21 protein-coding genes are annotated in these 26238 nt (G+C 70.0%); 11 read left to right on the top strand and 10 right to left on the bottom strand.

All coding sequences use genetic code 11. From position 1 onward, the window contains the following. Nucleotides 1–176 precede the first annotated feature (176 nt). Together ACWGSM_RS09545 and pntB are read left to right on the top strand one after the other, a co-directional pair. Entirely contained in the window at nucleotides 177–1730 is a 1554-nt protein-coding gene (locus ACWGSM_RS09545; RefSeq protein WP_452322678.1) for a Re/Si-specific NAD(P)(+) transhydrogenase subunit alpha, read from the top strand. Continuing rightward, nucleotides 1727–3127, top strand: coding sequence for a Re/Si-specific NAD(P)(+) transhydrogenase subunit beta (pntB, locus tag ACWGSM_RS09550; protein WP_452322679.1), 1401 nt, complete (start codon nucleotides 1727–1729; stop codon nucleotides 3125–3127). The genes ACWGSM_RS09545 and pntB overlap by 4 nt, the downstream gene beginning before the upstream one ends. A gap of 131 nt (nucleotides 3128–3258) precedes the next feature. Here the strand turns inward: pntB and ACWGSM_RS09555 are convergent, their stop codons facing one another. After that, nucleotides 3259–3768 carry an N-acetyltransferase family protein gene (locus ACWGSM_RS09555; RefSeq protein ID WP_452322680.1) on the bottom strand — a complete coding sequence of 170 codons (510 nt, stop codon included), beginning with the start codon at nucleotides 3766–3768 and terminating at the stop codon, nucleotides 3259–3261. 120 nt (nucleotides 3769–3888) lie between these two features. Between ACWGSM_RS09555 and ACWGSM_RS09560 the strand changes: the two genes are divergently transcribed. The 3 genes from ACWGSM_RS09560 (at nucleotide 3889) to rocD (ending at nucleotide 6722) form a co-directional block, all read left to right on the top strand. Then, on the top strand, nucleotides 3889–4449 hold the full coding sequence (locus tag ACWGSM_RS09560; protein ID WP_452322681.1) for an acyl-CoA thioesterase: 561 nt from the start codon (nucleotides 3889–3891) through the stop codon (nucleotides 4447–4449). A gap of 171 nt (nucleotides 4450–4620) precedes the next feature. Continuing rightward, nucleotides 4621–5505 carry a dimethylargininase gene (ddaH, locus tag ACWGSM_RS09565; protein ID WP_452322682.1) on the top strand — a complete coding sequence of 295 codons (885 nt, stop codon included), beginning with the start codon at nucleotides 4621–4623 and terminating at the stop codon, nucleotides 5503–5505. Continuing rightward, nucleotides 5505–6722, top strand: coding sequence for an ornithine--oxo-acid transaminase (rocD, locus tag ACWGSM_RS09570; protein ID WP_452322735.1), 1218 nt, complete (start codon nucleotides 5505–5507; stop codon nucleotides 6720–6722). Before ddaH ends, rocD begins: the two co-directional genes overlap by 1 nt. Before the next feature lie 138 nt (nucleotides 6723–6860). Here the strand turns inward: rocD and ACWGSM_RS09575 are convergent, their stop codons facing one another. From ACWGSM_RS09575 to ACWGSM_RS09590, 4 genes are all read right to left on the bottom strand, one after another. Then, nucleotides 6861–8720, bottom strand: a complete 1860-nt coding sequence (locus ACWGSM_RS09575; RefSeq protein WP_452322683.1) for a BCCT family transporter — start codon at nucleotides 8718–8720, stop codon at nucleotides 6861–6863. A 28-nt stretch (nucleotides 8721–8748) separates the two neighbouring features. Continuing rightward, the gene (locus tag ACWGSM_RS09580) at nucleotides 8749–9060 is read right to left on the bottom strand and encodes a hypothetical protein (protein WP_452322684.1); all 312 of its coding nucleotides are present in this window, start codon (nucleotides 9058–9060) and stop codon (nucleotides 8749–8751) included. 79 nt (nucleotides 9061–9139) lie between these two features. Next, nucleotides 9140–10477 carry an MFS transporter gene (locus ACWGSM_RS09585; RefSeq protein WP_452322736.1) on the bottom strand — a complete coding sequence of 446 codons (1338 nt, stop codon included), beginning with the start codon at nucleotides 10475–10477 and terminating at the stop codon, nucleotides 9140–9142. 14 nt (nucleotides 10478–10491) lie between these two features. Beyond that, nucleotides 10492–10923, bottom strand: a complete 432-nt coding sequence (locus ACWGSM_RS09590) for a MarR family winged helix-turn-helix transcriptional regulator (RefSeq protein ID WP_452322685.1) — start codon at nucleotides 10921–10923, stop codon at nucleotides 10492–10494. Between the two features lie 98 nt (nucleotides 10924–11021). On the opposite strand from ACWGSM_RS09590, the gene ACWGSM_RS09595 reads away from it, so the two are divergent. The 5 genes from ACWGSM_RS09595 to ACWGSM_RS09615 are packed head-to-tail and all read left to right on the top strand — an operon-like array spanning nucleotide 11022 to nucleotide 15384. Continuing rightward, the gene (locus ACWGSM_RS09595; RefSeq protein WP_452322686.1) at nucleotides 11022–11765 is read left to right on the top strand and encodes a copper homeostasis protein CutC; all 744 of its coding nucleotides are present in this window, start codon (nucleotides 11022–11024) and stop codon (nucleotides 11763–11765) included. Nucleotides 11766–11808: 43 nt separating this feature from the next. Next, complete coding sequence (locus ACWGSM_RS09600; RefSeq protein WP_452322687.1) at nucleotides 11809–12690, top strand: alpha/beta fold hydrolase; 882 nt, start codon at nucleotides 11809–11811, stop codon at nucleotides 12688–12690. Between the two features lies 1 nt (nucleotide 12691). Continuing rightward, the gene (gene pnuC / locus ACWGSM_RS09605) at nucleotides 12692–13399 is read left to right on the top strand and encodes a nicotinamide riboside transporter PnuC (protein WP_452322688.1); all 708 of its coding nucleotides are present in this window, start codon (nucleotides 12692–12694) and stop codon (nucleotides 13397–13399) included. Between the two features lie 44 nt (nucleotides 13400–13443). Next, nucleotides 13444–14493 (top strand): lipoate--protein ligase family protein, encoded by a 1050-nt coding sequence (locus tag ACWGSM_RS09610; RefSeq protein WP_452322689.1) that lies wholly within the window; start codon nucleotides 13444–13446, stop codon nucleotides 14491–14493. Nucleotides 14494–14505: 12 nt separating this feature from the next. Beyond that, nucleotides 14506–15384, top strand: coding sequence for a DNA-methyltransferase (locus ACWGSM_RS09615; RefSeq protein WP_452322690.1), 879 nt, complete (start codon nucleotides 14506–14508; stop codon nucleotides 15382–15384). 16 nt (nucleotides 15385–15400) lie between these two features. On the opposite strand, the gene ACWGSM_RS09620 is transcribed toward ACWGSM_RS09615, so the two are convergent. Next, on the bottom strand, nucleotides 15401–16045 hold the full coding sequence (locus ACWGSM_RS09620) for a DUF6226 family protein (protein ID WP_452322691.1): 645 nt from the start codon (nucleotides 16043–16045) through the stop codon (nucleotides 15401–15403). Nucleotides 16046–16111: 66 nt separating this feature from the next. Next, nucleotides 16112–17005, bottom strand: a complete 894-nt coding sequence (locus ACWGSM_RS09625) for a LysR family transcriptional regulator (RefSeq protein ID WP_452322692.1) — start codon at nucleotides 17003–17005, stop codon at nucleotides 16112–16114. A gap of 91 nt (nucleotides 17006–17096) precedes the next feature. Between ACWGSM_RS09625 and ACWGSM_RS09630 the strand changes: the two genes are divergently transcribed. Next, the gene (locus ACWGSM_RS09630; protein WP_452322693.1) at nucleotides 17097–20558 is read left to right on the top strand and encodes a bifunctional proline dehydrogenase/L-glutamate gamma-semialdehyde dehydrogenase; all 3462 of its coding nucleotides are present in this window, start codon (nucleotides 17097–17099) and stop codon (nucleotides 20556–20558) included. A gap of 105 nt (nucleotides 20559–20663) precedes the next feature. Here the strand turns inward: ACWGSM_RS09630 and ACWGSM_RS09635 are convergent, their stop codons facing one another. The 3 genes from ACWGSM_RS09635 to ACWGSM_RS09645 form a co-directional block, all read right to left on the bottom strand. After that, nucleotides 20664–23078 (bottom strand): polysaccharide lyase 8 family protein, encoded by a 2415-nt coding sequence (locus ACWGSM_RS09635; protein WP_452322694.1) that lies wholly within the window; start codon nucleotides 23076–23078, stop codon nucleotides 20664–20666. Between the two features lie 172 nt (nucleotides 23079–23250). After that, on the bottom strand, nucleotides 23251–24702 hold the full coding sequence (locus ACWGSM_RS09640) for a carboxylesterase/lipase family protein (RefSeq protein WP_452322695.1): 1452 nt from the start codon (nucleotides 24700–24702) through the stop codon (nucleotides 23251–23253). A 146-nt stretch (nucleotides 24703–24848) separates the two neighbouring features. Next, a complete protein-coding gene (locus ACWGSM_RS09645; protein WP_452322696.1) occupies nucleotides 24849–26234 on the bottom strand; it encodes an aminotransferase class III-fold pyridoxal phosphate-dependent enzyme in 1386 nt (461 codons plus the stop codon). Between the last annotated feature and the right edge of the window lie 4 nt (nucleotides 26235–26238).

Below are 26238 nucleotides of genomic sequence, written 5' to 3' on the forward strand. Positions count from 1 at the left end.
CCCCTCTGGTCCCTGTGATCCGGAGGGGGCGCGAACGTTCAGAGGGGACGAGGATTGCGTCTCCGCGCAAGAACCGGACTTCTTGATCGTCCATAAGGCGGAATGCGCCTCGTTCCTTCCGTCTCGCTCAGTAGTGTGAGCGCAGCCGGCGAAGTCGCCGGATGGAGAGGATCGCGATGTCGCGGATCGGAATCGTGCAGGAGCAGCCGGACGAGGCGCGGGTCGCCGCGACCCCGGCGACCGTGCAGACGTTGATGAAGCTCGGCCACGAGGTGGTCGTCGAACAGGGCGCAGGCGCGCGCGCCTCGTACCCCGACGAGGAGTACGTGCGCGCGGGTGCCCGGCTGGTCTCCGCTGAACAGGCGTGGGCGAGCGAGGTGGTGCTGAAGGTCAACCCGCCGACGGATGCCGAGACCGCCCGCCTCGCCGACGACTCCACCCTCATCGGGCTGCTCTCGCCGGCGCTGCGCCCCGAGCTCGTCGAGTCGCTCGCACAGCGGGGCATCACCGCCCTGGCGCTCGACGCCGTGCCGCGTATCTCGCGCGCGCAGTCGATGGACGTGCTCAGCTCTATGGCCAACATCGCCGGCTATCGTGCGGTCGTCGAGGCGGCGCACGAGTTCGGCCGCTTCTTCACCGGCCAGGTCACGGCGGCGGGCAAGGTGCCTCCGGCGAAGGTGCTCATCGCGGGCGCCGGCGTCGCGGGTCTCGCCGCGATCGGCGCGGCGTCCAGCCTCGGCGCGATCGTGCGCGCCACCGATCCGCGTCCCGAGGTCGCCGACCAGGTGCGGTCGGTCGGCGGCACCTATCTCGCCGTCGACGTGCAGGTCGAGAGGTCGACCGACGGGTACGCGAAGGCCACCAGTGCCGACTACGACCGCCGCGCCGCGGAGATGTACACCGAGCAGGCCGCCGACGTCGACATCATCATCACCACCGCGCTCATCCCCGGGCGGGCGGCGCCCCGGCTGATCACCGCCGCAGACGTCGCGCTCATGACTCCAGGCAGTGTCATCGTCGACATGGCGGCTGCCCAGGGCGGCAACGTCGAGGGGTCCGTCGCCGGCGAGCGGGTCGTGACCGAGAACGGCGTGATCATCCTGGGATACACCGACCTGGCGTCGCGCCTGGCGACCCAGGCATCCCAGCTCTACGGCACCAACGTCGCCAACCTCGTCGCCCTGCTCACCCCGAACAAGGACGGCGCACTCACGATCGACTTCGACGACGTCGTGCAGCGCTCGGTCACCGTCGTGAGAGACGGCGAGATCACGTGGCCACCGCCCCCGGTGCAGGTCGCGGCGGCGCCCGCGGCATCCGCTCCGAAGGCCGAACCCGCACCCGTCCCCGAGAAGAAGCCGATGACCGCCGGGAAGAAGGCCGGGCTCATCGTCGCCGGCATCGCGGCGCTGTTCCTTGTGAACGCGTTCGCGCCCGCACCGCTGCCGCAGCACTTCACCGTGCTGATGCTCTCGGTCGTGATCGGCTTCTACGTGATCGGCAAGGTGCACCACGCGCTGCACACGCCGCTCATGTCGGTCACCAACGCCATCTCCGGCGTCATCATCGTCGGCGCGATGCTGCAGATCACCGACGCGAACCCCGTCGTGCAGGTCGTCGCGGCAGTCGCGGTGCTGGTCGCCAGCATCAACATCTTCGGAGGCTTCGCGGTGACCCGGCGGATGCTCAGCATGTTCACCCTCGGTGCGACGAAGGGAGCCGGCAAGTGAGCGTCGCCGCCTTCGCCGCCGCCGCGTACATCGTCGCGGCACTGCTCTTCGTCCTCAGTCTCGCCGGTCTCAGCCGGCACGAATCAGCCCGCGCGGGCGTGATCTACGGCATCGCCGGGATGGCGATCGCGCTGGGCGCGACCCTGGCACTCACCCTCGCCGACGCCTGGGGTGAGCCCGGGGCGACCCTCGGCCTCGGCCTGCTCGGCGCGGGCGTGCTGATCGGTGCGGCGATCGGGCTGTGGCGCGCCAGGGTCGTGCAGATGACCGAGATGCCCGAGCTGATCGCCCTGCTGCACAGCTTCGTCGGCCTTGCTGCCGTGCTCGTCGGCTGGAACGGGCACCTCGCGCACGCGCCGATCCCGCCGCAGCTCGTCGACATCCACAACGCCGAGGTGTTCATCGGCGTCTTCATCGGCGGTGTGACCTTCACCGGGTCGATCGTGGCGTACCTCAAGCTGTCGGCGAAGATGTCGTCGCGCCCGCTGATGCTGCCCGGCAAGAACGTGCTGAACGTCGGCGCGCTCGTCGCCTTCGTCGCGCTGACCGTCTGGTTCGTCGTCGATCAGCAGCTCTGGCTGCTGATTGCCGTCACGGCGCTGGCGTTCGCGCTCGGCTGGCACCTGGTCGCCTCGATCGGCGGGGGTGACATGCCCGTCGTCGTGTCGATGCTGAACAGTTACTCGGGGTGGGCGGCGGCCGCCGCCGGCTTCCTGCTGAACAACGACCTGCTCATCGTCACCGGTGCCCTGGTCGGATCGTCCGGTGCGTACCTGTCATACATCATGTGCCGGGCGATGAACCGCTCGTTCCTGTCGGTCATCGCCGGAGGGTTCGGGATCGTGGCGTCCGCCTCCTCCGACGCCGAGCACGGCGAATACCGGGAGATCACCGCGGGAGCCGCCGCGGCGATGCTCTCGGCGGCCACCAGCGTCATCATCACCCCCGGGTACGGCATGGCCGTCGCGCAGGCCCAGTACCCCGTCGCCGACCTCGTCGCGCGGTTGCGCGAACGCGGCGTGCAGGTGCGCTTCGGCATCCATCCCGTCGCCGGACGCCTGCCCGGGCACATGAACGTGCTGCTGGCCGAGGCGAAGGTGCCGTACGACATCGTGCTCGGCATGGACGAGATCAACGACGACTTCGCGTCGACCTCCGTCGTGCTCGTGATCGGCGCGAACGACACCGTGAACCCGGCCGCGGCGGAGGATCCGGGAAGCCCGATCGCCGGGATGCCCGTGCTGCACGTCTGGGAGGCCGAGAACGTCATCGTGTTCAAGCGCTCGATGGCGGCCGGCTATGCGGGCGTGCAGAACCCGCTGTTCTTCCGCGACAACGCGCAGATGCTGTTCGGTGACGCGAAGGAGCGGGTGGAGGACATCATCCGCGCCCTGTGACACGGTCGCGGCGCCCGTCCGCGAGGCTGTTCTGCCGACACCCCCGGTAGTCGCCGAGACCCCCAGCTGCGAGCGTCCACAGCCAGGGGTCTCGGCGCGAACCAGGGGTCTCGGCGAAGGGGGCGAGGCCGTCAGGGCCTGACGAAGCGGACCTCGGTGAGCTTCTCGCCCAGGAACGGCTCGGTGTGGCTCTCGCCGTCGAGGGTGAACCCGTTGCGCTGATAGAACCGATGCGCGCGCGGGTTGTCTTCGGCCACCCACAGGTAGCACGGCTCGCTCTCGTAGACGGCGGCATCGAACAGCTTCTGGCCGACGCCGGTGCCGTGGTACGCGTCGAGCAGGTAGATGAAGTACAGCTCGCGCAGTGCCGGGGCATCCTTGTCGCGGGCGGGACCCGAGCCCACGAAGCCGACGATCTCCCCATCGACCAGAGCCGCGCTCATACGGAAGTCGTCACCCTGGCGAGCCCAGTTCGTCCACAGCTCGGCCATGCGCCGAGGTGAGATGCGCTCGAGGGCGGCCTTGCTGATCAGGTGGTCGTAGGTCTCGTGCCAGCACTGCGCGTGCACGCGGCCCAGAGCCTCCGCATCGACATCGCGGACGGGACGGACGATGATCTCGGTATGGGCTTCGGTGCTCATGTGCGTGACTCTACGCGCCGCTGTCGCGGAGGTGAAATCGGCGACAGACACGTGTGCGCGCATGTCGTGACCAGCCAACGAAGTTGGGCGATCCCTCGTGGATCACTACTATCGCCCCTTGTGAACGTGATCTGGCGCACCCTCCTCGTCATCCTCCAGGCGCGACGGCGCACGCGCCGCGACGGCGCGCTCGAGCCTTCGGCGGTCAGCCGCATCCGGCTCACGACGCTGCCGACCGACATCGACATCCTGCGGCACATGAACAACGGCCGCTACCTGTCGCTGTTCGACCTCGGGCGCTGGGACCTGCTGATCCGCACCGGGCTGTTCGACGCGATGAACTCGCGCGGCTGGTACGCGGTCGTCTCGAGCGAGACGGTCACCTTCCGCAAGTCGCTGGAGCTGTGGCAGCGCTTCGACGTCGAGTCGCGCTTCGTCGGCCACGACGACAAGGCGGTCTTCCTCGAGCACCGCGCCGTGGTCGACGGCGAGGTGTACGCGCGGGTGATCGTGAGCTCGCGGATGCTGCGCCGCAGCGGCGGCATCGTAACCAACGAGGAGCTGTTCGCGGCCGTCGGAAAGCCTGCCGGCCTGCCGGAGGTCGAGCCGTGGATCCACGACTGGGCCTCGGCCTCGGCGCTGCCCTCGACGAAGAAGCCGGCGCCCAGCGTCTGGCGCTGACGGCCTCAGCCTCGCGGGTTCGGACGCGGAGGGTGGCGGCATCCAGCATCCGGATGCAAAAATAGAGGTGGCGTGCCTGTGTCGCATCTTCCCCGTGCTCCCGTCGAGGAGTGGGTCGAACTTCCGCCAGGCCCCTGGACAGCGTCCGCCGCACCTTCTTGAGGAGCACTCATGTCCACGCCTGAAACCGCCACGATCGCCGGCACCCCGGTGGCCACTCGCACCGCGCACCACCGTCGTTACCTGATGTGCCGGCCCGAGCACTTCACGGTCAACTACTCCATCAACCCGTGGATGGAGCCCGCACGCCCCACCGACACCGCCAACGCCGTCGCGCAGTGGCAGAAGCTGTACGACCTGTACCTCGAGCTGGGCCACGAGGTCGAGCTCATCGAGCCGCTCGCCGGCTACCCCGACATGGTCTACACCGCCAACGGCGGATTCGTGATCGGCGGGCGCGCCTATGTGCCCGAGTTCCGGTTCGTCGAGCGTCAGGGCGAGGCGCCCGCCTTCGCCGACTGGTTCCGCGCCAACGGCTTCGACACCGTCATGCCGGAAGAGGTCAACGAGGGCGAGGGCGACTTCCTGCTCGTCGGCGACGTGATCCTGGCCGGCACCGGCTTCCGCTCGACCGGCGACAGCCACCGTGAGGTGGGCGAGGTCTTCGGCCGCGAGGTCGTCTCGCTCACCCTGATCGATCCCCGCTTCTACCACCTCGACACAGCCATCGCGGTGCTCGACCCGGTGCAGGGCGTCGAGAACGGCGGACCGGAGCGCGCGAACATCGCGTACCTCCCCGGCGCGTTCGACGACGCCAGCCGCGCGATCCTCGAGGAGCGCTTTCCGGATGCGATCCTCGTCAGCGACGAGGACGGCTCTGTGTTCGGCCTGAACTCCGCCAGCGACGGCTACAACGTGATCATCTCGCCGCGGGCGAAGGGCTTCGAGAAGCAGCTGCGCGAGCGCGGCTACAACCCGATCACCGTCGACCTGTCGGAGCTGCTGCTCGGCGGCGGCGGCATCAAGTGCTGCACTCTCGAACTGCGGGGTGCATGATGTCGACCGTGGAGACTGAGGACGTGCTGCGCGGAGCAGCGGGCCCCGAGCCCCACGTCGCCGAGAACTACCACCCGCTGCCCGTCGTCGTCGCCGAGGGCGACGGCGTGTGGGTGACGGATGCCGACGGCAAGCGCTACCTCGACCTTCTCGCCGCATACTCGGCCGTGAACTTCGGCCACCGGCATCCGGAGATCGTCGAGGCGCTCGTCGCGCAGCTGGGTCGCATCACGCTCACCAGCCGCGCCTTCATGAACGACCAGCTCGAGCCGTTCGCCGCCGCGCTCGCCGAACTGTGCGGCAAAGACCTCGTGCTGCCGATGAACACCGGCGCCGAAGCGGTCGAGACCGGCATCAAGGTCGCGCGCGCGTGGGGCTACCGGGTCAAGGGCATCGCCGAGGGCAGGGCGCGCATCATCGTCGCGGCCGGAAACTTCCACGGCCGCACGACCACGATCATCAGCTTCAGCGACGACGAGCAGGCGCGCGACGACTTCGGACCGTACACGCCCGGTTTCGACACGGTGCCGTACGGGGATGCGGATGCCATCGCCGCCGCGATCACCGATGACACCGCCGCGGTGCTCATCGAGCCGATCCAGGGCGAGGGCGGCGTGATCATCCCGCCCGAGGGCTACCTGCGCCGGGTGCGCGAGATCTGCGACGAGAAGAACGTGCTGTTCATCGCCGACGAGATCCAGTCGGGGCTCGGTCGGGTCGGCGAGACCTTCGCGTGCGACCGCGAGGGAATCGTGCCCGACCTGTACCTGCTCGGCAAGGCCCTCGGCGGTGGCATCCTGCCCGTCTCGGCCGTCGTCGGCGACCGTGACGTGCTGGGGGTCATCCGCCCCGGCGAGCACGGCTCGACCTTCGGCGGCAACCCGCTGGCGGCAGCGGTGGGCCGGAAGGTCGTCGAGATGCTGAGCACCGGCGAGTTCCAGGATCGGGCCCGGAAGCTGGGGGCTCACCTGGCGACCGACCTCGAGCCGCTCATCGGCCACGGAGTCACCGCGGTGCGCATCGCCGGACTGTGGGCGGGCGTCGACATCGACCCGGCCTTCGGCACCGGTCGCGAGGTCGCCGAGAAGCTGCGCGAGCGGGGTGTGCTCGTCAAGGACACGCACGGTCAGACGATCCGCGTCGCGCCGCCGCTGGTGATCCGGGCGACCGAGCTCGACTGGGCCGTCGAGCAGCTGCGCCTCGTGCTCGCGGGCTGACACCCCGCCCGCACCCATCAGGAGACGGTCGCCCTGCCGCGATCATCTCGGCGGCGATCGACTGCACCGCGGCCGCGGTTCGCGGAGCGCTCTGCGGCGTAGAGGTCGCGGAACGCTGCGCTGCGCACCAGCACGGGGTCAGTCGTTCAGGAACGGCCCGGTGTCCTGCTGGCGGGCCTCCGGATCGTCGAGGCCCGCCAGCTCGTCCTCGGCGATCAGCTGATCGACGTCGCGGGTCGACGGGGTGGCGTCGACGTGACTCTCGGCCGAGAGCGCACCCGGCGTCGCCCGCGCGGGGTCGGACGGCGCGACGGGCAGCCGGAACGTACGCTGCACGCGGCGCACCCATCGGGGCTGAGCGCCGAACACACCCGTGGCGTCGTGCGCCTCGACCTCGAGCCCGTAGTAGTCGCCGATCTTGTCGATGAACTGGGCCCGCTCGGCCTTCGCGTAGGCGCGGCGCTCACGGCTGAACGCGACGACCGTCGACCAGCACATCAGCAGCATGACGACACTGAACGGCAGCGCGATCATGATCGCCGCGGTCTGCAGCGCGGTCAGCCCACCCGAGAGAAGCAGCGCGATCGCGAGCAGCGCGGTGACCGCGACGAAGAAGATGCGGATCCAGCGCTTGGGCTCCGGCTCGCCGCCGGTGGCGATCATGCCCATCACCAGCGCGCCGGAGTCGGCGGAGGTGATGAAGAAGATCGCCAGGAGCAGGATCGCGCCGATGCTCACGATCGTCGATCCGGGCACGTTCTGCAGCAGGGCGAACAGGGCGCCCTGCAAGTCGACCGTCCCGTCGGCACCGGTGAGCGTGCCGGGCTCCCTGAGCTCGAGGGCGAGGGCGGATCCGCCCAGCACGGCGAACCACAGGATGCCGAGCAGCGTCGGCACGAGGATCACGCCGACCACGAACTCGCGCACCGTGCGGCCCTTCGACACCCGCGCGATGAAGATGCCGACGAACGGCGCCCACGAGATCCACCAGCCCCAGTAGAACGAGGTCCACGAGGCCTGCCACTGCTCTCCCGCCGCCCCCTGATAGGCGCTGACGTTGAACGAGAGTCCGACGAAGTTCTGCACGTAGTACCCGATCGACTGCACGAAATCGCGCAGCAGGAACTCGGTGGGCCCCACCGCCAGCAGATAGACGACGAGGATGCCCGCGAGCACGAGGTTCGCGTTCGAGAGCCACTTCATGCCCTTGGTCACGCCCGACAGCACCGACATGAGCACGAACACCGAGATCACCAGGATGAGGATCACCTGGGTCGTCTCGTCGGGGTCGGCGATGCCGGCCGAGTGCAGGCCGGCGCTCATCTGCAGCACGCCGAGGCCGAGCGAGGTGGCGACGCCGAACAGCGTGCCGACCAGGGCGATCACGTCGATCGCGTGGCCCCAGCCGCCCTCGACCTTCTTGCCGAGCAGCGGCTCGAGGGTCCAGCGGATCGAGATCGGACGACGGCGGCGGTGGATGGCGTAGGCGAGCGCGAGGCCGATCACGACGTAGATCGACCACGCGTGCACGCCCCAGTGCAGATAGGTCTGGCCCAGCGCCGCCTGCGCGAGCTGGGCGGGCGTGCCCTCGACTCCGGGGCGCGGGTTCGTGAAGTGAGACAGCGGCTCGCTGACGCCGTAGAACACGAGCCCGATGCCCATGCCCGCGGCGAACAGCAGCGCGAACCAGCTCATCGCCGAGAACTCCGGCTCTTCGTCGTCGCGGCCGAGCTTGATGTCGCCGAATCGGCTGAAGCCCATGAACAGGCAGAACGCGACGAAGAAGGCGGCGATCAGCACGTAGTACCAATTGAACGCGTTGACGATGCTCGTCTGCACCGCCTGGAACGCCGTCTCGGCGACACCGGGCAGCAGCAGGGCGAACAGCGCGAATGCGAGGACGATGATGGCTGCCGGCCAGAAGACCCACCGGAGCACCTGGGGGGTGCGCTCGGCGGTGGGCGCGCTCGACCCCGACAACTCTCTGCTTTCGCTCATGCCGCCACGGTACCGGGATCCGACGGCGTCACGCGGGCGTGTCGTCGGGGTCGAGCGACTTCAGCGCGTCGCGCTCGACGGCGGTGTCCGCTGTCAGCTGGTCTTCGGTGTTCTGGTCGCCGCCCAGCGGGGCACCGTCGCCGACGGATTCGGGAGCGTCGTCGCCGGGTCCGGTGCCGGCGGCTTCGTCGGCAGGTTCGGACGCGTCGTCGGCCGGTGCGTCCGGCTCTGCCTGCGTGGCGTCCTGCTGGCGCGGCAGACCGCTGCCGAGCGGATCGTGTCCGGGGACGTGCGGATGCTGACCGTCGGAGGAGCCGTACATCGGGGTCTGCTCGTTCATGCCCGAGAAGGTATTCCGAGACGCTGGCGGCTCATACCCCCTTGACAGCGCGCGGCCGGCGCAGGAGACGCCGGGCCGGTCAGGCCTCGTCGTCGCGGGGGTCGGCGAGCCGGATCGGGGTGGCAGTGGTGGGGTGGTCGTCGAACGAGCCGGGATCCATGGCGCGGATGACGGACAGAGGTCGGGTCTCGTCGAGCGTCAGCCGGAATCGCCGTCCGTCGCGGCGGCGCAGTCGGCCCGACCACAGCATCCACCCCACGCCGATGCCGAAGGCGACGATCCCCGCGATCCCGCCGACGGTGATCGCCGTTCGCGCGGAGAAGGTGTCGACGATCCACCCGGCGATCGGAGCGCCGATCGGAGTGGACCCCATGATCACCGCCATGTAGAGCGCCAGCACGCGGCCGCGCAGCGCCGCGTCGGTCGTGGTCTGCACGTACCCGTTGGCGGTGGTGAGCATCGAGACCGTCGAGAAGCCGACGAGGACCAGTACCGCGGCGTACGTCGGGTAGGTGGGCATGGCGGCAGAGACGACGGATGCCACACCGAACCCTCCCGCGGCGATCACGAGCACCCGCACCCGGGCCCGATCGCGGCGGGCCGCGAGCAGAGCGCCGGCCAGCGAGCCGATCGCGAGCACCGAGCTGAGCAGGCCGTACCCGTCGGCATCGCGCCCGAACTCCAGCGCCATGGTCGACGCGAAGATGGGGAAGTTCATGCCGAACGCGCCGATGAGGAACACCATCACGAACACGACGATGAGATCGGGTCGGCCGCTCACGTAGCGAAGACCCTCGCCGAGGCCGCCGCCGCGTCTGCTCTTCACTCGCGGGGTCAGCTCGTTGACCCGGATCAGGGTCAGCGCGATGATCATCGCGAGGAAGGTGACGGCGTTGGCGACGAACACCCAGCCCGAGCCGAGCAGCACGATGAGGATGCCGCCGATCGCAGGTCCGACCAGGCGGGCCATGTTGAACGCCGCGGAGTTCAGCGCCACGGCGTTGGAGGTGTCCTCGAGGCTCACCATGTCCGAGACGAACGCCTGTCTGGCGGGGGCGTCGAACGCGTTGGCGACGCCGAAGGCGGCAGCGAAGACGAACATCAGCGGCAGGGTCATCACGCCGGTGAGCAGCAATACCGCCACGCCGAGGGCGAGCAGCAGGAGCGCCGTCTGGGTGCACAGCAGCACCTTGCGCCGGTCGAAGCGGTCGGCCACCCAGCCGGTCAGGCCCACGAGCACCAGGGGAGGACCGAACTGCAGGGCCATGGTGACTCCCATGGCGGTGGCGTCGTTGTCGGTGAGCTCGGTCAGCACCACCCAGTCCTGAGCGGTGGCCTGCATCCAACCGCCGACGTTCGAGATGACACCGCCGAGGAACCACGTGCGGTAGTTGAAGTTCCGGAACGAGCGGAACATGCCCGACGAGGCGCTCACGCGTCGGCCATCCTCTTCAGCAAAGCCGAAGCGGCGTCCAGCACGGCGAGCTCGTCGTCGTCGAACCGCTGCGCATCGACGAGGTCGGCCAGCAGACGGTTGCGTTTGCGGATCGTCTCGGTCACGACGCTCTCGCCCTGCGGGGTCAGCTCGACGTACACCCGGCGCCGGTCGTGCTCATCGGGCACGCGGATCACGAGTCCGAGTTCGGCGAGTCCGTTCACCGTGGCGCTCATGGTCGGGGCGGTCACGTGCTCATGCTCGGCGAGACCGGAGAGGGTGCGCCGTCCGTGCACGCGCAGTGCACCGAGGGCGGCCAGCTGCGCATCGCTCATCGCGTCGACGGCTCGGGCGGACCGAAGGCGCCGGGTGAGGCGGAACAGCGCGTAGCGCAGCTCTGCGGCGGAGTCATCTGAGTCGGCAGTCATTACTTAGATAGTCTAACTAACGTTCGTCGGACACGGCCCGATGAAAATCTTGTTCTTGATCCTGCGGTCGTCCGGGTGTGAATGCGAGAATAATTCTCGTGCCTCTCGATCTCGAAGTCGCTGTCCAGAACGCCGCCGGCATGCGCGTCGCGCGCGAGATCGGCGCGGCCAGGGTCGAGCTCACGCAGGCGCTCAGTCTCGGCGGGCTCACCCCGTCTCGCGGCACGATCGAGCTTGTGCGCGAAGCGGGTGGGGAGGACGGGCCCGAGGTGCACGTGCTGATCCGCCCTCGCGCCGGTGATTTCCACTACGACCGCGACGAATTCGCCGTCATGGAGCGCGATGTGCGCGACGCGCTCGCCGCGGGCGCGCACGGCGTGGTGATCGGATGCCAGGACGCGACCGGCGAACTCGACCGCGACGGTCTCGCGCGACTCCGCGACGCGGCCGACGGCGCATGCGTCACCCTGCACCGCGTGATCGACACCACCCCCGACCCGGTCGCCGCGCTGCGTATCGCCCTCGAGATCGGGCTTCGCCGCGTGCTCACCTCGGGAGGCGCCTCGCGCGCGGCCGACGGTCTCGACGTGGTGCGCGTTCTCGTGCGCGAAGCGGCCGGAGACATCGAGGTGATGGCGGGCAGCGGGATCACCGCCGCCGACGTCGTCGCCGTCGCAGGAACCGGCGTCGACGCCGTGCACTTCTCGGCCAAGCGCACGGTCAGTGTCGACGGCGGTGTGCGGCTGGGTTCGGCCAGCGACGGCGTCGGAGGGCACGAGGTCACCGACCTCGAGGCCGCGCGCTCGATCGTCGACGCGCTCGCGGTGTCGCACGCGGTCTGACAAGCGGACCGCCCTCGAGGGATCTGCTCCGTAGACTCGGGACATGCCCACCCCGCGCACTGCTGAGTTCGTCGATGCCCACGGCATCACCATCGTCTACGACGTCTATGAGGCGGCAGGCACAGCCCGGGGCGTGGTGCAGCTGCTGCACGGAGTGGGCGAGCACGCCGGCCGCTACGTCCGCACCATCGAGGTGCTCGTCGAGGCGGGGTTCCACGTCTACGCCGACGACCACCGCGGGCACGGGCGCACCGGCATCCGGCAGCACGGCGATCCGGCGAAACTCGGGCGCCTCGGCCGCGGCGGCATGCGCGCCGCCGTCGACGCGTGCGGGCAGCTGACCGAGATCATCCGCGCCGAGCGCGGAGACCTCCCGCTCGTCCTGCTGGGCCATTCGTGGGGGTCGTTCCTGGCGCAGATGCTGCTGAACCGGCATCCCGAGGCCTACGACGCGGTCGTGCTCACCGGATCCGCCCTGCGGACTCCGACCGATCTCAACCCGCGCCCGCTGAACGCCCGGTGGAAGGGCCCCGACGCGCACGGGCTCGAATGGCTCACGCGCGACGAGGCGGTCTGGCCGTCGTTCCGCGACGACCCGCTGACGACCGAGGTGCCGCTGCTCACGCTCTTCGGCCCGATCGAGGCGGCACGGCTGTACGGACTGCCGAAGAAGAACCTGCTCGGGTCCCAGAGCTCGCCGAAGGGCATCCCGGTGCTGCTGATGGTCGGCGGCGACGACCCGGTCGGCGGTCCGCGCAGTGTGCACAAGCTCGCCGACGCGTACCGCAACCGGTCCGGCCTGACCGACGTGACGACGCTCGTCTACCCCGACGCGCGCCACGAGCTGTTCAACGAGCTACAGCAGGACGACGTGCGCGCCGACCTGGTGGCCTGGCTCGACGCGCGCATCCCCGCGCAGGGCTGAGGTGGCCGCCGTTCTGCAGTGGTTGATCGACGCATTCAACGCTCAGATCTCCGTCGGCTCGTCGTCGCTGCTCGTGCGCGAGGTCGTCGGCAACGTCTTCGGCCTCGCCAGCGCTCTCGGCGCGATGCGTCGGCGGCTGTGGGCGTGGCCGGTCGGCATCGTCGGCAACGTGCTGCTGCTCACCGTCTTCGTCGGCAGCGTGTTCGGCACCGAGCATGCGGCCAACCTGCTCGGGCAGGCCGGCCGTCAGGTGATATTCATCGCCGTCTCGGTGTACGGCTGGGTGCGCTGGCGTCAGGCCCGCGACAGCGAGGGCCACGCCGTCACCCCGCGGTGGGCGTCGGGGCGCACGCGCGTTCTGCTGGTCGCGGCGCTGCTGGTCGGGACGGCGGCGATCACCCCGCTGTTCCGGATGCTCGGATCGTACGAGCCGGTGTGGAGCGATGCGTGGACGTTCGTCGGGTCGCTGCTGGCGACCTGGGCGATGGCCAAGGGGTGGGTCGAGTTCTGGCTGATCTGGGTGGCGGTGGATGCGGTGGGCGTGCCGCTGCTGTTCTCGGCCGGCTACTACGCCACCGCGCTCATGTACCTGTTCTACGGTGCGTTCACGATCGTCGGCTTCTTCGTGTGGATGCGCGCGTCGCGCGCCGACAAACCGCGCATCGACACCGATCTGCCCGACCCGACCGTGCGCGGCGGGCGCGGTTGAGTCCGGGCCCGGCGGTGCCCTGCCCGCGCCGTTAAGATCGAAGAGTGCATGGTGAGTACAAGGTTCCCGGTGGAAAGCTCGTCGTCGTCGACCTCGGGGTCGCAGACGGACTGATCCGCGACTTCCGTCTCGCGGGGGACTTCTTCCTCGAACCCGACACGGCCCTCGAGGCGATCAACGCCGCCGTCGAAGGGATGCCGGTCGAAGCGGATGCCGCCACGATCGCCGCTGCCGTGCGCGCCGCGCTTCCCGAGGGAGCCCAGCTGCTGGGATTCTCTCCCGAGGCCGTCGGCACCGCCGTGCGTCGCGCGCTGGTGACCGCACCGGGCTGGCGCGACTTCGACTGGGAGATCGTGCACGAGAAGGCGGTCTCGCCGCGCGTGAACCTGGCCCTCGACGAGGTGCTCACATCGCGCGTGGGGGAGGGGCGTCGCCGCCCGACGCTGCGCATCTGGGAATGGGACGAGTCGGCGGTCGTGATCGGATCGTTCCAGTCGTACCGCAACGAGGTCGACCCGGACGGCGCGGCTCGCCACGGCTTCGACGTCGTGCGCCGCATCTCGGGCGGCGGCGCGATGATGATGGCCGCCGGGCAGATCATCACCTACTCGCTGTACGTGCCCGCGTCGCTCGTGCAGGGCATGACCTTCGCCGACTCGTACGCCTTTCTCGACGACTGGGTGCTGCAGGCGCTGCGCTCGGTCGGCATCGACGCGACTTACCAGCCGCTCAACGACATCGCCTCGCCCACCGGCAAGATCGGCGGCGCCGCGCAGAAGAGGCTCGCGAACGGCGGCGTGCTGCACCACGCCACCATCTCGTACGACATCGACGGCCAGGTGATGACCGAGGTGCTGCGCATCGGCCGCGAGAAGCTCAGCGACAAGGGCACCACGTCTGCGGCCAAGCGCGTCGACCCGCTGCGCACGCAGACCGGCATGGAGCGCGCCGAGATCATCGAGCGCTTCAAGGCGACCTTCCGCGCGCTCACCGGCGCTGAAGACGGCGCGATCTCCGCCGACGAGTACGCTGCCGCCGAGGCGCTCGTCGAGAGCAAGTTCGCGACCGACGCGTGGCTGCACCGTGTTCCCTGACTGCGACGTGCCGTGACCGGCGTCGTCGAGATCATCGAGGGCGACAACCTCGAGGTCGCCGCGTCGCTGGCATCCGGATCCTTCACCCTCGTCTACCTCGACCCGCCCTTCAACACCGGCCGCACCCGCGGCCGCGAGGTCGTCACCGCACGCCGCCTCGTGCCCTCCGACGCGGAGGCCCCCGAGGGAGAGCCGCTCGAGGTGGCGAAGGAGATCCGGTACGGGTTCCACGGCCACTCGTACGAGCGGGTGCGCGGCATGCTGCGCAGCTTCGACGACCGCTTCGACGACTACGGCGACTTCCTCGTGCCGCGGCTCGAGGAGGCCTGGCGGCTGCTCGCCGACGACGGCACGCTGTACCTGCACCTCGACTACCGCGAGGCGCACTACGCCAAGGTGATGATGGATGCCGTGTTCGGGCGCGACTGCTTTCTGAACGAGCTCATCTGGGCGTACGACTACGGCGCGAAGCCGCGCACCCGCTGGCCCACCAAGCACGACACGATCCTGGTCTACGCGAAGAATCCCGGGCGGCACGTGTTCAACGCCGACGACGTCGACCGCGAGCCCTACATGGCTCCGGGGCTGGTCACGGCAGAGAAGGCCGCGCGCGGCAAGCTGCCCACAGACGTGTGGTGGCACACGATCGTGCCCACCACCGGGCGTGAGAAGACCGGCTACCCGACGCAGAAGCCCGAGGGGATCCTGCGCCGCATCGTGCAGGCGTCGAGCCGGCCGGGCGATCGGGTGCTCGACCTGTTCGCGGGCTCCGGCACCACCGGCGCGGTCGCGTCGGCGCTCGGCCGCGACGCCGTGCTCGTCGACGACAACCCGGAGGCGATCCGGGTGATGCGCGAGCGGATGCCGCATGCCGAGGTACGCGCGGTCTGACCCCGCGCGGTCCGACTCAACGCATCGGTGCCAGGGGCCACGCAGCCCAGGGCCCCGAGCGTCCGGCGAGCGCCTCGACAGCCGATGCCCGTCGCTCTGCCGGCACATCCTCGCCACGTGACTGGCTCGAGCTCGATCCGTTGTCGAACGTCGTCTCGGATTCGATCCACGGCCGACGGCCGCGCCCGACGCTCTCCCGGTAGTTTCCGGTCACGACCGCGAGAACCTGCTGCTCGAGATCGGCGGCCTGGCCCGACCATTCCTCATCGCAGGCCTCGCACCCACAGGGCGGGTAGCGGAAGTCGTGCAGCAGTCCGGCATGCAGGAGGATGCCGGGGAACCCGGTGAACACGAAGGTCAGCGCCGCGCACGCCGAGTCGTTCGGCGACACCCGCACGGCGCGCACGACGTCGTGGTGCGGGTGCAGCAGGTCGGCGGCGACCTCGGTGCCCTCCTGCAGGTGCACGTCGTAGGTGCTGGCGAGATGGGCGATGAGCGCATCGGCGATCGCGTGCAGCGGAGCGAAGCGCTCGGTGTCGCGCTCGACCGAGTAGGTGTCGTCGGGCGGGGAGTCCGACCATCTGTGCCCGTAGTTGATCACGTGGCCGTCGTCGTCGCGGAAGACCGGAGACTCGATCGCGGGGCGCAGATAGGGGGTCACGCCACCATCTTCACGCAGGGCGCCGACGCGGTCTACCGCGCGACGGGGTCTGACGCACGGCGCTGTCTACCGCGCGATGCGGCGGTGCGCCGCGAAGGCGTCGCGCAGCGCGGTGCGCACGACATCAACGGCCTCGTGCGCACGCGACGCCGCGCGCACGGCGGTGAAGACCTCGCGCACGGGGGAGTCGGGCAGGTCCGCGACGGTGAGCGGGCTGGGCTCGTCGCCCCAGATGAGGTCGGGCAGCATGCCCACGGCGTGACCGGATGCCACCAGGCGGACGTGCGCGGTGAGGTCGGCCGCTTCGAAGCGCACGTCGGGTTCGAACCCGGCGGCCCGGCACTGCTGCACGGTCCACTGCCGCACGGCGGTCCCCTCGGGTTCCATCACCCACACCCGATCGCGCAGCTCGGACAGCGAGAGCGGATGCTCGGTCGGCGGCAGCACGATGCGAATCGGATCCTCGCCCAGCAGCTCGTGCACGACGCCGTCGCGCTGCTCGCGGGTCTGCCCGGGGTACTGCTCGGCGATCACCAGGTCGAACCGGCGCGCCCACAGCTCGAACAGGCTCTCCTCGGGCGGCAGTTCGGCGAGCTCGACACGCAGGCCCGGCGCGCGCTCGGCGAGCAGGGTCAGAGCGGCCGGTGCGAGGGTCTGCGCCGCGGTGGGCATCGCGGCGATGCGCACCGCCTCCCAGCCCGCGTGCGCCGTCAGAGCTGCGCGAGCCTCTTCATCGAGCTCGAGAGCCCGGGCGGCGTGCTCGGCCAGCATTCGTCCCTGCGGGGTCAGACGCACCCTGCGTCCGTCGGGTTCGAGCAGCGTGACTCCGGTCTCTTTCTCGAGCAGGCCGAGCTGCTGCGAAACGGTCGAGGGGGAGTACGAGAGCGACGCAGCGACCTGGGCGATCGTGCCGCGCAGGGCCAGTTCGTGCAGTAGGCGGAGCCGTCTCAACTCGAGCATCTGGGACCTCTCTGATTCGTCGTCTTCATCGAACATTATCATTCAGAAACGATCGCTTTTCTTGTACGGTGCGCGGCGGCATCCTGTAGCAATGAGCACTCCTGCGCCCGCCTCCGAAGCATCCATCGCCGAACTCGCCTCACTCGGCGACGAAGCCGTAGCCCTGGTGAAGAAGTGGCTCGTCGAGAGTCGCGACGTGCCGACGGATGCCGCCGGTGAGCGTCTCGCGGGAGTGCTGCGCGACCCGAACGGCCTCGACTTCACCGTCGGGTTCGTCGACGGGGTCGTGCGCCCCGAAGACCTCAAGGTCGCGGCGACCAAGCTCAAGGAGCTCGTGCCGCTGACGCCGGGCTTCCTGCCCGCGCCGATGCGCGCCGCGATCGGCCTCGGCGGTGCGACCGCAGGCGTCCTGCCCCGTGTCGTCGTGCCGTCGGCACGCGCCGTGCTGCGCCAGATGGTGCGCCACCTCATCGTCGACGCCCGCGACGAGAAGCTGGGTGCGGCGATCAAGCACATCCGCGAGTCGCAGGGCGTGAAGCTCAACATCAACCTGCTCGGCGAGGCCATCCTCGGCCGCGAAGAGGCGAAGCGCCGCCTGGACGGCACACGTCGGCTGCTCGAGCGCGACGACGTCGACTACGTGTCGATCAAGGTCTCCTCGACCGTCGCCCCGCACAGCCCCTGGGCCTTCGACAAGGCCGTCGCCGACGCCGCCGAGGCGCTGCTGCCGCTGTACCGGATCGCCGCGCGCGGCCTTTCGACGGGCTCCCGGACCGGGAAGTTCATCAACCTCGACATGGAGGAGTACAAGGACCTCGACCTCACCATCGCGGTCTTCACCGGCATCCTCGACCGACCCGAGTTCCAGAACCTCGAGGCGGGCATCGTGTTGCAGGCGTACCTGCCCGACGCGCTCTCGGCGATGATGCGCCTGCAGGAGTGGGCCGCCGCTCGCGTCGCCTCGGGCGGAGCGCCGATCAAGGTGCGCGTCGTGAAGGGCGCCAACCTGCCGATGGAGACCGTCGACGCCGAGACGCACGGCTGGCCGCTCGCCACCTGGTCGTCGAAGCAGCAGTCCGACTCCTCGTACAAGGCCGTGATCGAGTACGCGCTGCGCCCCGAGCACATCGGCAACGTGCGTATCGGCGTCGCCGGCCACAACCTGTTCGACATCGCCCTCGCCTGGCTGCTCGCCGAGAAGCGCGGTGTCACCGAGGGCGTCGAGTTCGAGATGCTGCTCGGCATGGCCACCGCCCAGGCCGAGGTCGTCAAGCGCACCGTCGGGTCGCTGCTGCTGTACACCCCCGTCGTGCACCCCGACGAGTTCGACGTCGCGATCGCCTACCTGATCCGCCGCCTCGAAGAGGGCGCGTCACACGAGAACTTCATGTCGGCCGTGTTCGATCTCGACACCGACCCCGCGCTGTTCGAGCGCGAGAAGCAGCGCTTCCTGGCATCCATCCAGACCATCCCGACGGAGGTGCCTCCCGCGAACCGCACCCAGAACCGTCAGCTGCCCGCTGAACCGGCGCAGCGTGACGGCTTCGTGAACACCCCCGACACCGACCCGTCGCTGGCCGGAAACCGCGCCTGGGCCGACGCGATCCGCTCGCGCATGACCGGCTCGACCCTGGGCGACGACACGGTGGCCGCCAACACGCTCAGCACCTCCGAGCAGGTCTCCGAGCGGATCGCCACGGCCGTGGCATCCGGCGAGGCATGGCGCGCGCTCGGCGCCGCCGGTCGTGCCGAGATCCTGCACCGCGCGGGCGACATCCTCGAGGCGCGCCGCGCCGACCTGCTCGAGGTCATGGGCTCCGAGGCGGGCAAGATCATCGAGCAGGGCGACCCCGAGGTGTCGGAGGCGATCGACTTCGCGCACTACTACGCCGAAAGCGCCAAGAAGCTCACCGAGGTCGACGGCGCGGTCATGCAGCCCGTCGGACTCACCGTGGTCACCCCGCCGTGGAACTTCCCGGTCGCCATCCCCGCCGGCTCCACCCTGTCGGCGCTCGCCACCGGTTCGCCGGTGATCATCAAGCCCGCCCGCCAGGCCCGCCGCTCGGGCGCCGTGATGGTCGAGGCGCTGTGGGAGGCCGGAGTACCGCGCGATGTGCTGCAGTACGTGCAGCTCGACGGCCGCTCGCTGGGTGAGCAGCTGGTCAGCGATCCGGCCGTCGGCCGCGTCATCCTCACCGGTGGCTTCGAGACCGCGGAGCTGTTCCGCGGCTTCCGGGCCGACCTGCCGCTGCTCGCCGAGACCAGCGGCAAGAACGCCATCATCGTCACGCCGTCGGCCGACCTCGACCTGGCCGCGAAGGATGTCGCGTACTCGGCCTTCGGTCACGCCGGCCAGAAGTGCTCTGCCGCCTCGCTCGTCGTGCTCGTCGGGTCGGTCGCGAAGTCGGAGCGGTTCCGTCGTCAGCTCATCGACGCCGTGCGCGCATACGACGTGGGCGCGCCGGAGGACGGCACGAACCGCATCGGACCGCTGATCGGGCCGGCCGAGGGCAAGCTGCTCGGCGCCCTCACCCAGCTGCACCCGGGACAGACCTGGATGCTGGAGCCGAAGAAGCTCGACGACGCCGGGCAGCTCTGGACCCCGGGCATCCGCGACGGCGTGCAGCGCGGCAGCGAGTTCCACCGGGTCGAGTACTTCGGGCCCGTGCTCGGCGTGATGACCGCCGACTCGCTGACCGAGGCGATCGACATCGTCAACGACATCGACTACGGCCTGACCAGCGGCATCCACTCCCTCGACGTCGACGAGGTGCAGCAGTGGCTGGCGAACATCCAGGCCGGCAACGTGTACGTCAACCGCGGCACCACCGGCGCCATCGTGCAGCGGCAACCGTTCGGCGGCTGGAAGAAGGCCGCCGTCGGCGCCGGCTCCAAGGCCGGTGGCCCGAACTACCTCGTCGGGCTGGCGGAGTGGACGGATGCCCCGGTGCAGTCGGGCACGTCGCTCGACGCGCTCGCGTCGTCGGCCGTCGCTCTTGTCGAGGGTGCTGACGCCGAGTGGCTGCGCGGCGCGCTGGCCACCGACATCGACGTGCTGGCGGCCGAGTTCGGTGTCGTGCGGGATGCCACCGGCCTCGTCACCGAGCAGAACGCGCTGCGCTACCAGGCGCTGCCGGTCACCATCCGCTACGAGGGCGACCGTGTGGCCGAGCTGCTGCGCGTCGCCGCGGCCGGCGCGCGTCTGCGCGCACGGGTCACGGTGAGCACGGCATCCGCTCTGCCCGCGCCGGTCGTCACCTGGCTGGGCGCACACGATGTCGTCGTGGTCACCGAGGACGCCGCGGCCTGGGCATCCCACGCGCGTCGCCTCGCCGCCGCGGGCGGACGCGTGCGCCTGATCGGCGCCGACGCGCTCGCGACCGCGACGGCCGTCGAGGGCTCGCCGAGCCTGGCCATCTACGCGAACCCGGTGGTCTCGGCCGGTCGCGTCGAGATGCTCACCTTCGTGCGCGAGCAGGCCGTGTCGATCACGGCGCACCGCTTCGGCACCCCGCACCGGTACGAGGTTCCGCTGCTCGAGCCCGTGCGCTGAGTCGCGGGTCGGCTCTCTCGCTTCGCGCCGACTGGGCCCGAATGGTCGCCTCCCCTCGGGTGAGGCGGCCATTCGGGCCCAGTGGATGCCGGAGACCGGCCCCGATCAGCGGTGCAAGGAGAACTCCAGGGTCGTACCCGCGGTGCCTGCGGTGTCGATGGTGAGCCGGATGCCGTCGCCGCGGCGGGCCACCCTGACGCGGTCAGCGTCGTCGCCCTTGACCCTCGTCACGCGACTGCCGGCGACGTCGATCACCAGAGTTGCGGCGCTCTGCGTCGGGTCGCTGACCGACATCCGCGCCATACCCGGTGTGACGCGGGCGATCACGCAGGCCGCACGGTCGGAGGTGAGCGCACCGGCGCTGCCGGCCGACCAGAAGGCTGCCGCGGTGACGTGCTTGGAGAGCTGGACCGCCTGCGCGACGCCGTCGTTGCGAATCACCCGGAAGCGCCGAGCGCGAGCGGCGGCCGCGGTCGCATCGGCATCCGCTCCGGGATGCACCGCATAGGCGTACCCGCCGTGCGCCTGGGCACCCACGCCATGGGACAGGCTGACCGTCCCGTACCAGCGGCGCTGCAGCGCATCCGTGCCGGTCGCGGCGTTGGTGCTGTTGCGCCGCCAGGTTCCCTCGCGCTCCTCGACCCCGGCGATGAGGTCGGCAGGGCCGTCGAGAAGCACATAGCCGCCGACACCCTCCAGGTGCGCCCACCGCGCCCCTTCGACCGTCTGCGAGGTCGTCACCGCCGCGCCGTCGACGAGGAGCCGGCGAGCGGATGTGCCGAGGTTGCGATGCTCGATGATCGTGCGCACCTCGCCCTCGCTGCGGGTGGAGATGTCCGCTCCCAGGGCGATGTAGGCATCCGGGAGCGTGACCCACATCTTGCGGGCCACCAGGCCCGTCCCTCCGGGAGCGACGAGATGCATGGCGGCGAGGGCGGTGTCTTCGAAGGTGACTCCGCCCGTCCACTCGTTGTCGGGCGTGCGCTCGCCCCACTCGCCTTCCGGGTTGCGCGGCAGCGGGGTCAGATCGACCGTGGTTCCCGGAGGCGCGGTGAGATCGGAGGTCGACCAGAACTCGTCGTCGAAGTGGTCCTCGTCGCCGCGCAGGTACAGGTACGTCATTCCCTGGCTGGTCTTCACTCCTTCGAAGTTCTCGGCTTCGGTGCCCTCGTGCCAGGCGATGCGGTTCGAGCACATCGCGATGGCGAGAGCCCAGGAGGCATCCGCTGAGCGGTGCACCAGCCTGTCCATCGCGGGGAACAAGCGAGGTCCGGTCGGGTCGGCGACGGCCGATGCATCCGAGTTCAGCAGCTCGGTGACCAGCGAGAGACGCACGATGCTGGTCGTCGAAGTGATGTTCGTCGCCGAGTTGCTCTCGATCCACTGTCGGCACAGGCCGCGCCAGCGCGCCGCGGTCTCGGCATCGGCGGACTGGGCGAGGCGCAGGGTGTGCTCGATCAGGTCGTTGCCGTTGTTGATGCTGCGCTCGGCGTAGCGGGCTACGGCGCGCCCGCGCACGGCATCCATCATCTGACCGCGGAACATCAGGGGCGCGAAGGATCCCTCGACGAAACCACTGACGTTGGCTCGGCTGGGATCGGTGACGTCGAACGAGCTTCCGGCGAGCAGCGCGAAGAGCTTTGCCAGCCCGCCCAGCAGCACCAGCCCGTAGGTCCCGGTGTAGCCGATCGTGGAGTGCTGCACGAATGAGCCGTCGCGGAAGAACCCGTTGCCACCGGTGACATACTGCCAGGTGTCGCTCAGCGCGGCGACCGCGGCGCGCAGCAGATCGGGATCGGGCTGCGCGATGGCCCGCACGATGATCGCCTGGCAGATGTCGACGCGATTCGCGCCGTCCGACTTCTGCGGTCCTGACGGATGCTGCTGCATGCTCGGGTCGCGGCCGGGGAGGAAGTGGTCGATCGATGCGCAGTACGCGTCGATCGCGGTCTGATCGAGTTCGTCGTGCAGCAGGGCCATCGTGTTCGCCAGCGGCTGGGCGGCGCCGATGTTCCACGACCACCAGTTTCCCCACCACTGAGTGTTGGGGTTGTAGACGTGTTCATGCATGTGCGCGAGACCGCGCAGCGCCGCGTCGAGCACGACAGCCGAGCCTTCGTGCTTCGACCCCGGGGTCGACCACGAGACAGCCAGGTTCTGAATGCCCGAGTAGTTCATGCGCATGGCGTTGGACTTGGCGATCTCGGTGGCACCCACCGACCAGTCCTGGTCGGAGAAGTAGCGGGTGGCCGTGGGACGCACCTTCGCGAGCAGGGCATCGGTGCCCCGATCCAGACGAGCGATCGCCGAGGCGAACGTCGCGGGAGAACCGGTGATGACGCTGCGTCCGGTAAGCGTCTCCACCCAGCGGGCACGGAGGGCCTCGATCTCGGGCGCGCCGACACCGAGCGGTCGCGCAGATGCGGTGGCCGTCAGCGGGCGGGCGGCATCCATGAGCAGTGCCGACGCCACGGCGACGCCGCCGAGCTGCAAGAGGGTGCGACGGGTGGGGCTGAACATGCGAACTCCTTCGGTCGTTGGCAGCGACCCTAGGAGCGGGGAAGATGAGGAATCAATGTGGACTCCTCGTCTGTGCTCGCTGACTGGTCCCGAATGGTCGCCTCCTCTCGGGCGAGGCCGCCATTCGGGCCCAGCGGAGGGCGTGTAGCGGCAGGGACGCGCGAGCGGCGGCTCAGATCAGCGGCAGCGCGTCGTCGTAGGCCGAGCGCGAGAGCGCAGGCTGGTCGCCGAACACGCGGGTGATGCCCGGCTCGCTGCGCCAGGCAGGCCAGCCGGGATCGACGTCGCGGATGAACGCGACCGCCGCGGCGTGCATCTCGTCGGCGAGGCGCTGGGGAGGACGCTCGCCGGCGATGCGGGCCACGTGCGGGTCGGCGAGGCAGTCGAACCAGAACGGCACGTCGAGGCAGTGGTACGACCACCCGTTCGTCGGCGACGTCCAGGCGAACCGGTACGCCCAGGTGCGGGCATCCCGTCTGGTCTCGGCGATCCGCACGACGAGTGAGCGGAAGACGCGATCGGTGACGAAACGACCCAGCGCGGCGCCCGCACGGCGTCGCGTGCGGTTCGCCCGGCGCCAGCCGCGGCGCAGCGCGGGGGTCTTCTCGACGATGAGCAGCGCGAGCGGCACGGGCACCCAGCGCAGGATGCGCGGGGCGTGATCGAACACCATCGTGAACTCGTCGTCGGTCGCGCCGAGCAGCAGCGGCTTGTCGGCGCCGACGCCCGCGGCGTACGAGTCGACGGTCGGGCGGGTGATCAGCTCGCCGTCGATCACCGGCCCCCAGGGCAGCCCGTCGGTGAGCGTGGCGGTCGTCGCGGCGAGGCCGGTCTTGCCGAGCAGGGATGCCTCGTACTGGCGCCGCGTGAGCTCGCGCTCCTTCACACCGCGGAACCCGTCGAGCGTCGGTTCGCAGCCGACCATCGACGCGAGGCGCTCGCTGCGCTTCCTCGCGCGGTCGCGCGGCAGGTCGCTGAGGGCGCCGCTGATCGAGATGCCCGCGCGGAACAGGTGCTGCGCTTCGGGCATCCCGAGCAGCGTGAGCACCGCCCCGCCGCCGGCCGACTGCCCCGCGACCGTCACGCGCGACGGGTCGCCGCCGAAGGCTGCGATGCTGCGCTGCACCCAATCGAGAGCGGCGAGCCAGTCGCGCACGCCGCGATTGTCGGGTGCTCCGTCGATCACACCGAAGCCGTCGAAGCCGAGGCGGTACGAGATCGCGACCACGACGATCCCGTCGCGCACGAAGGCGCGGCCGTCGTACCACGGGCTCGCCGACGAACCCGATGAGTACCCGCCGCCATGGATCCAGACGAGCACGGGGCGGGATCCGTCGAGCGAACCGGTGAAGATGTTGAGGTTGAGGGTCCCGGCGCCGGGGATGCTCGGTTCGGGGATGATCGCGTTCGGCTCCTCGCGGCGCTGCGGCGTCGGGCCGTACCGGGTCGCGTCGAGCGGTTCGGTCCACGGCGTGACGGGTTGCGGCGGCTGGAAGCGTCGGCGCCCGGTGGGCGGGGCGGCGTACGGGATGCCGAGAAACGCAAGCGATCCATCCGGCCGGCGGATGCCGCGCACCGGCCCCTCGGCCGTCTGCGCGACCTCTGTCTGCGACTGCTGCTCCACCGCATCAGCGTATCCACCCCTTTCGGGGGTGTGCTCACCGGCGTTTCTCACCCGCCGGGCGAACCCCGGGATGGAAAACGCCGGTGCGCGGCTGTGCTCACCGGCGTCTTCCATCCCCGCGGGCGGCGCCCGCCGCGTACGAGGCGTCAGGCGGTGTACTCGTCCGCCACCGTCAGGGCCTCGTCGATCGCCGACAGGCCGCGCACCAGCTCGTCCTCGGTGATCACGAGCGGCGGGGCGATGTGCGTGCGGTTGAAGTGCACGAACGGCCAGACGCCCGCCTTCTTCGCGGCGGCGGCGAACGCGCCCATGGGGGCGGCATCCGCTCCCGACGCGTTGAACGGCACGAGCGGCTCGCGGGTCTCGAGGTCGCGAACCAGCTCGACGGCCCAGAACAGTCCGCGCCCGCGCACCTCGCCCACACTCGGATGCGAGTCGACCCACGAGCGCATCGTCGGCTCGACGACCCGCTCACCGAGGTCGCGCACCCGCTCGAGGATCCCGTCGCGCGCGAACACCTCGAAGGTCGCCACGCCGGCGGCGCACGCCAGCGGATGCCCCGAATAAGTGAGTCCCCCGCCGAACGGCGTCGTGTCGAAGTGCTCGGCGATCCGGTCGGAGATGACCACGCCGCCCAGCGGCACGTATCCCGAGTTCACCCCCTTCGCGAACGTGATCAGGTCGGGCTGCCCGCCGTACGCCTGGAACCCGAACCATTCGCCCATGCGGCCGAAGCCGACCATGACCTCGTCGGCGATGTAGACGATGCCGTGCCGGTCGCACAGCTCGCGCACGCCCTGCAGGTACCCGGGCGGTGGCACGAGCACGCCGTTCGTGCCGACCACCGATTCGATGATGATCGCCGCGATCGTCGACGGCCCCTCCAGCAGAATGGTCTGTTCGAGGTGCTCGAGAGCGCGTTGCGACTCCTCCTGCAGAGTCGACGAGTGGAACGGCGTCCGGTACAGGTACGGTCCGAAGAAGCGCACGGCTCCGGTGTCGCTGACGTCATTGGCCCATCGCCGCGGGTCGCCGGTGAGCGAGATGGCCGTCGACGTCGAGCCGTGGTAGCTGCGATACATCGAGAGCACCTTGCGGCGGCCCGTCGACTGGCGTGCGAGGCGCACCGCGTATTCGTTCGCCTCGGCGCCGCCGTTGGTGAAGAACACCTTCTCGAGGCCGTCGGGAGCGACGCCGGCGATCAGCCGGGCGAGCTCTCCGCGCACGTCGTTCGCCACCGACGGCTGGATGGTCGCCAGGCGTCCCGCCTGCTGCTGGATCGCCGCGACGAGATCCGGATGCTGGTGCCCGAGGTTCAGGTTGACCAGCTGGCTCGCGAAGTCGAGGTACGCGTTTCCGGCGTAGTCCCAGAACGTCGATCTCGCTCCGGCAGCGACCGGAACCGGGTCGATGAGCGCCTGTGCGCTCCACGAGTGGAAGACGTGCGCGCGGTCGTCGGCGCGCACCTGCGCCTCGGCCTCGGCATCCGGCAGCGGGTGCGTGGTTCCGTGGCGGTCGGTGTACTGGCTCATGATC

This window comes from Microbacterium sp. NPDC055521 (assembly GCF_053619695.1).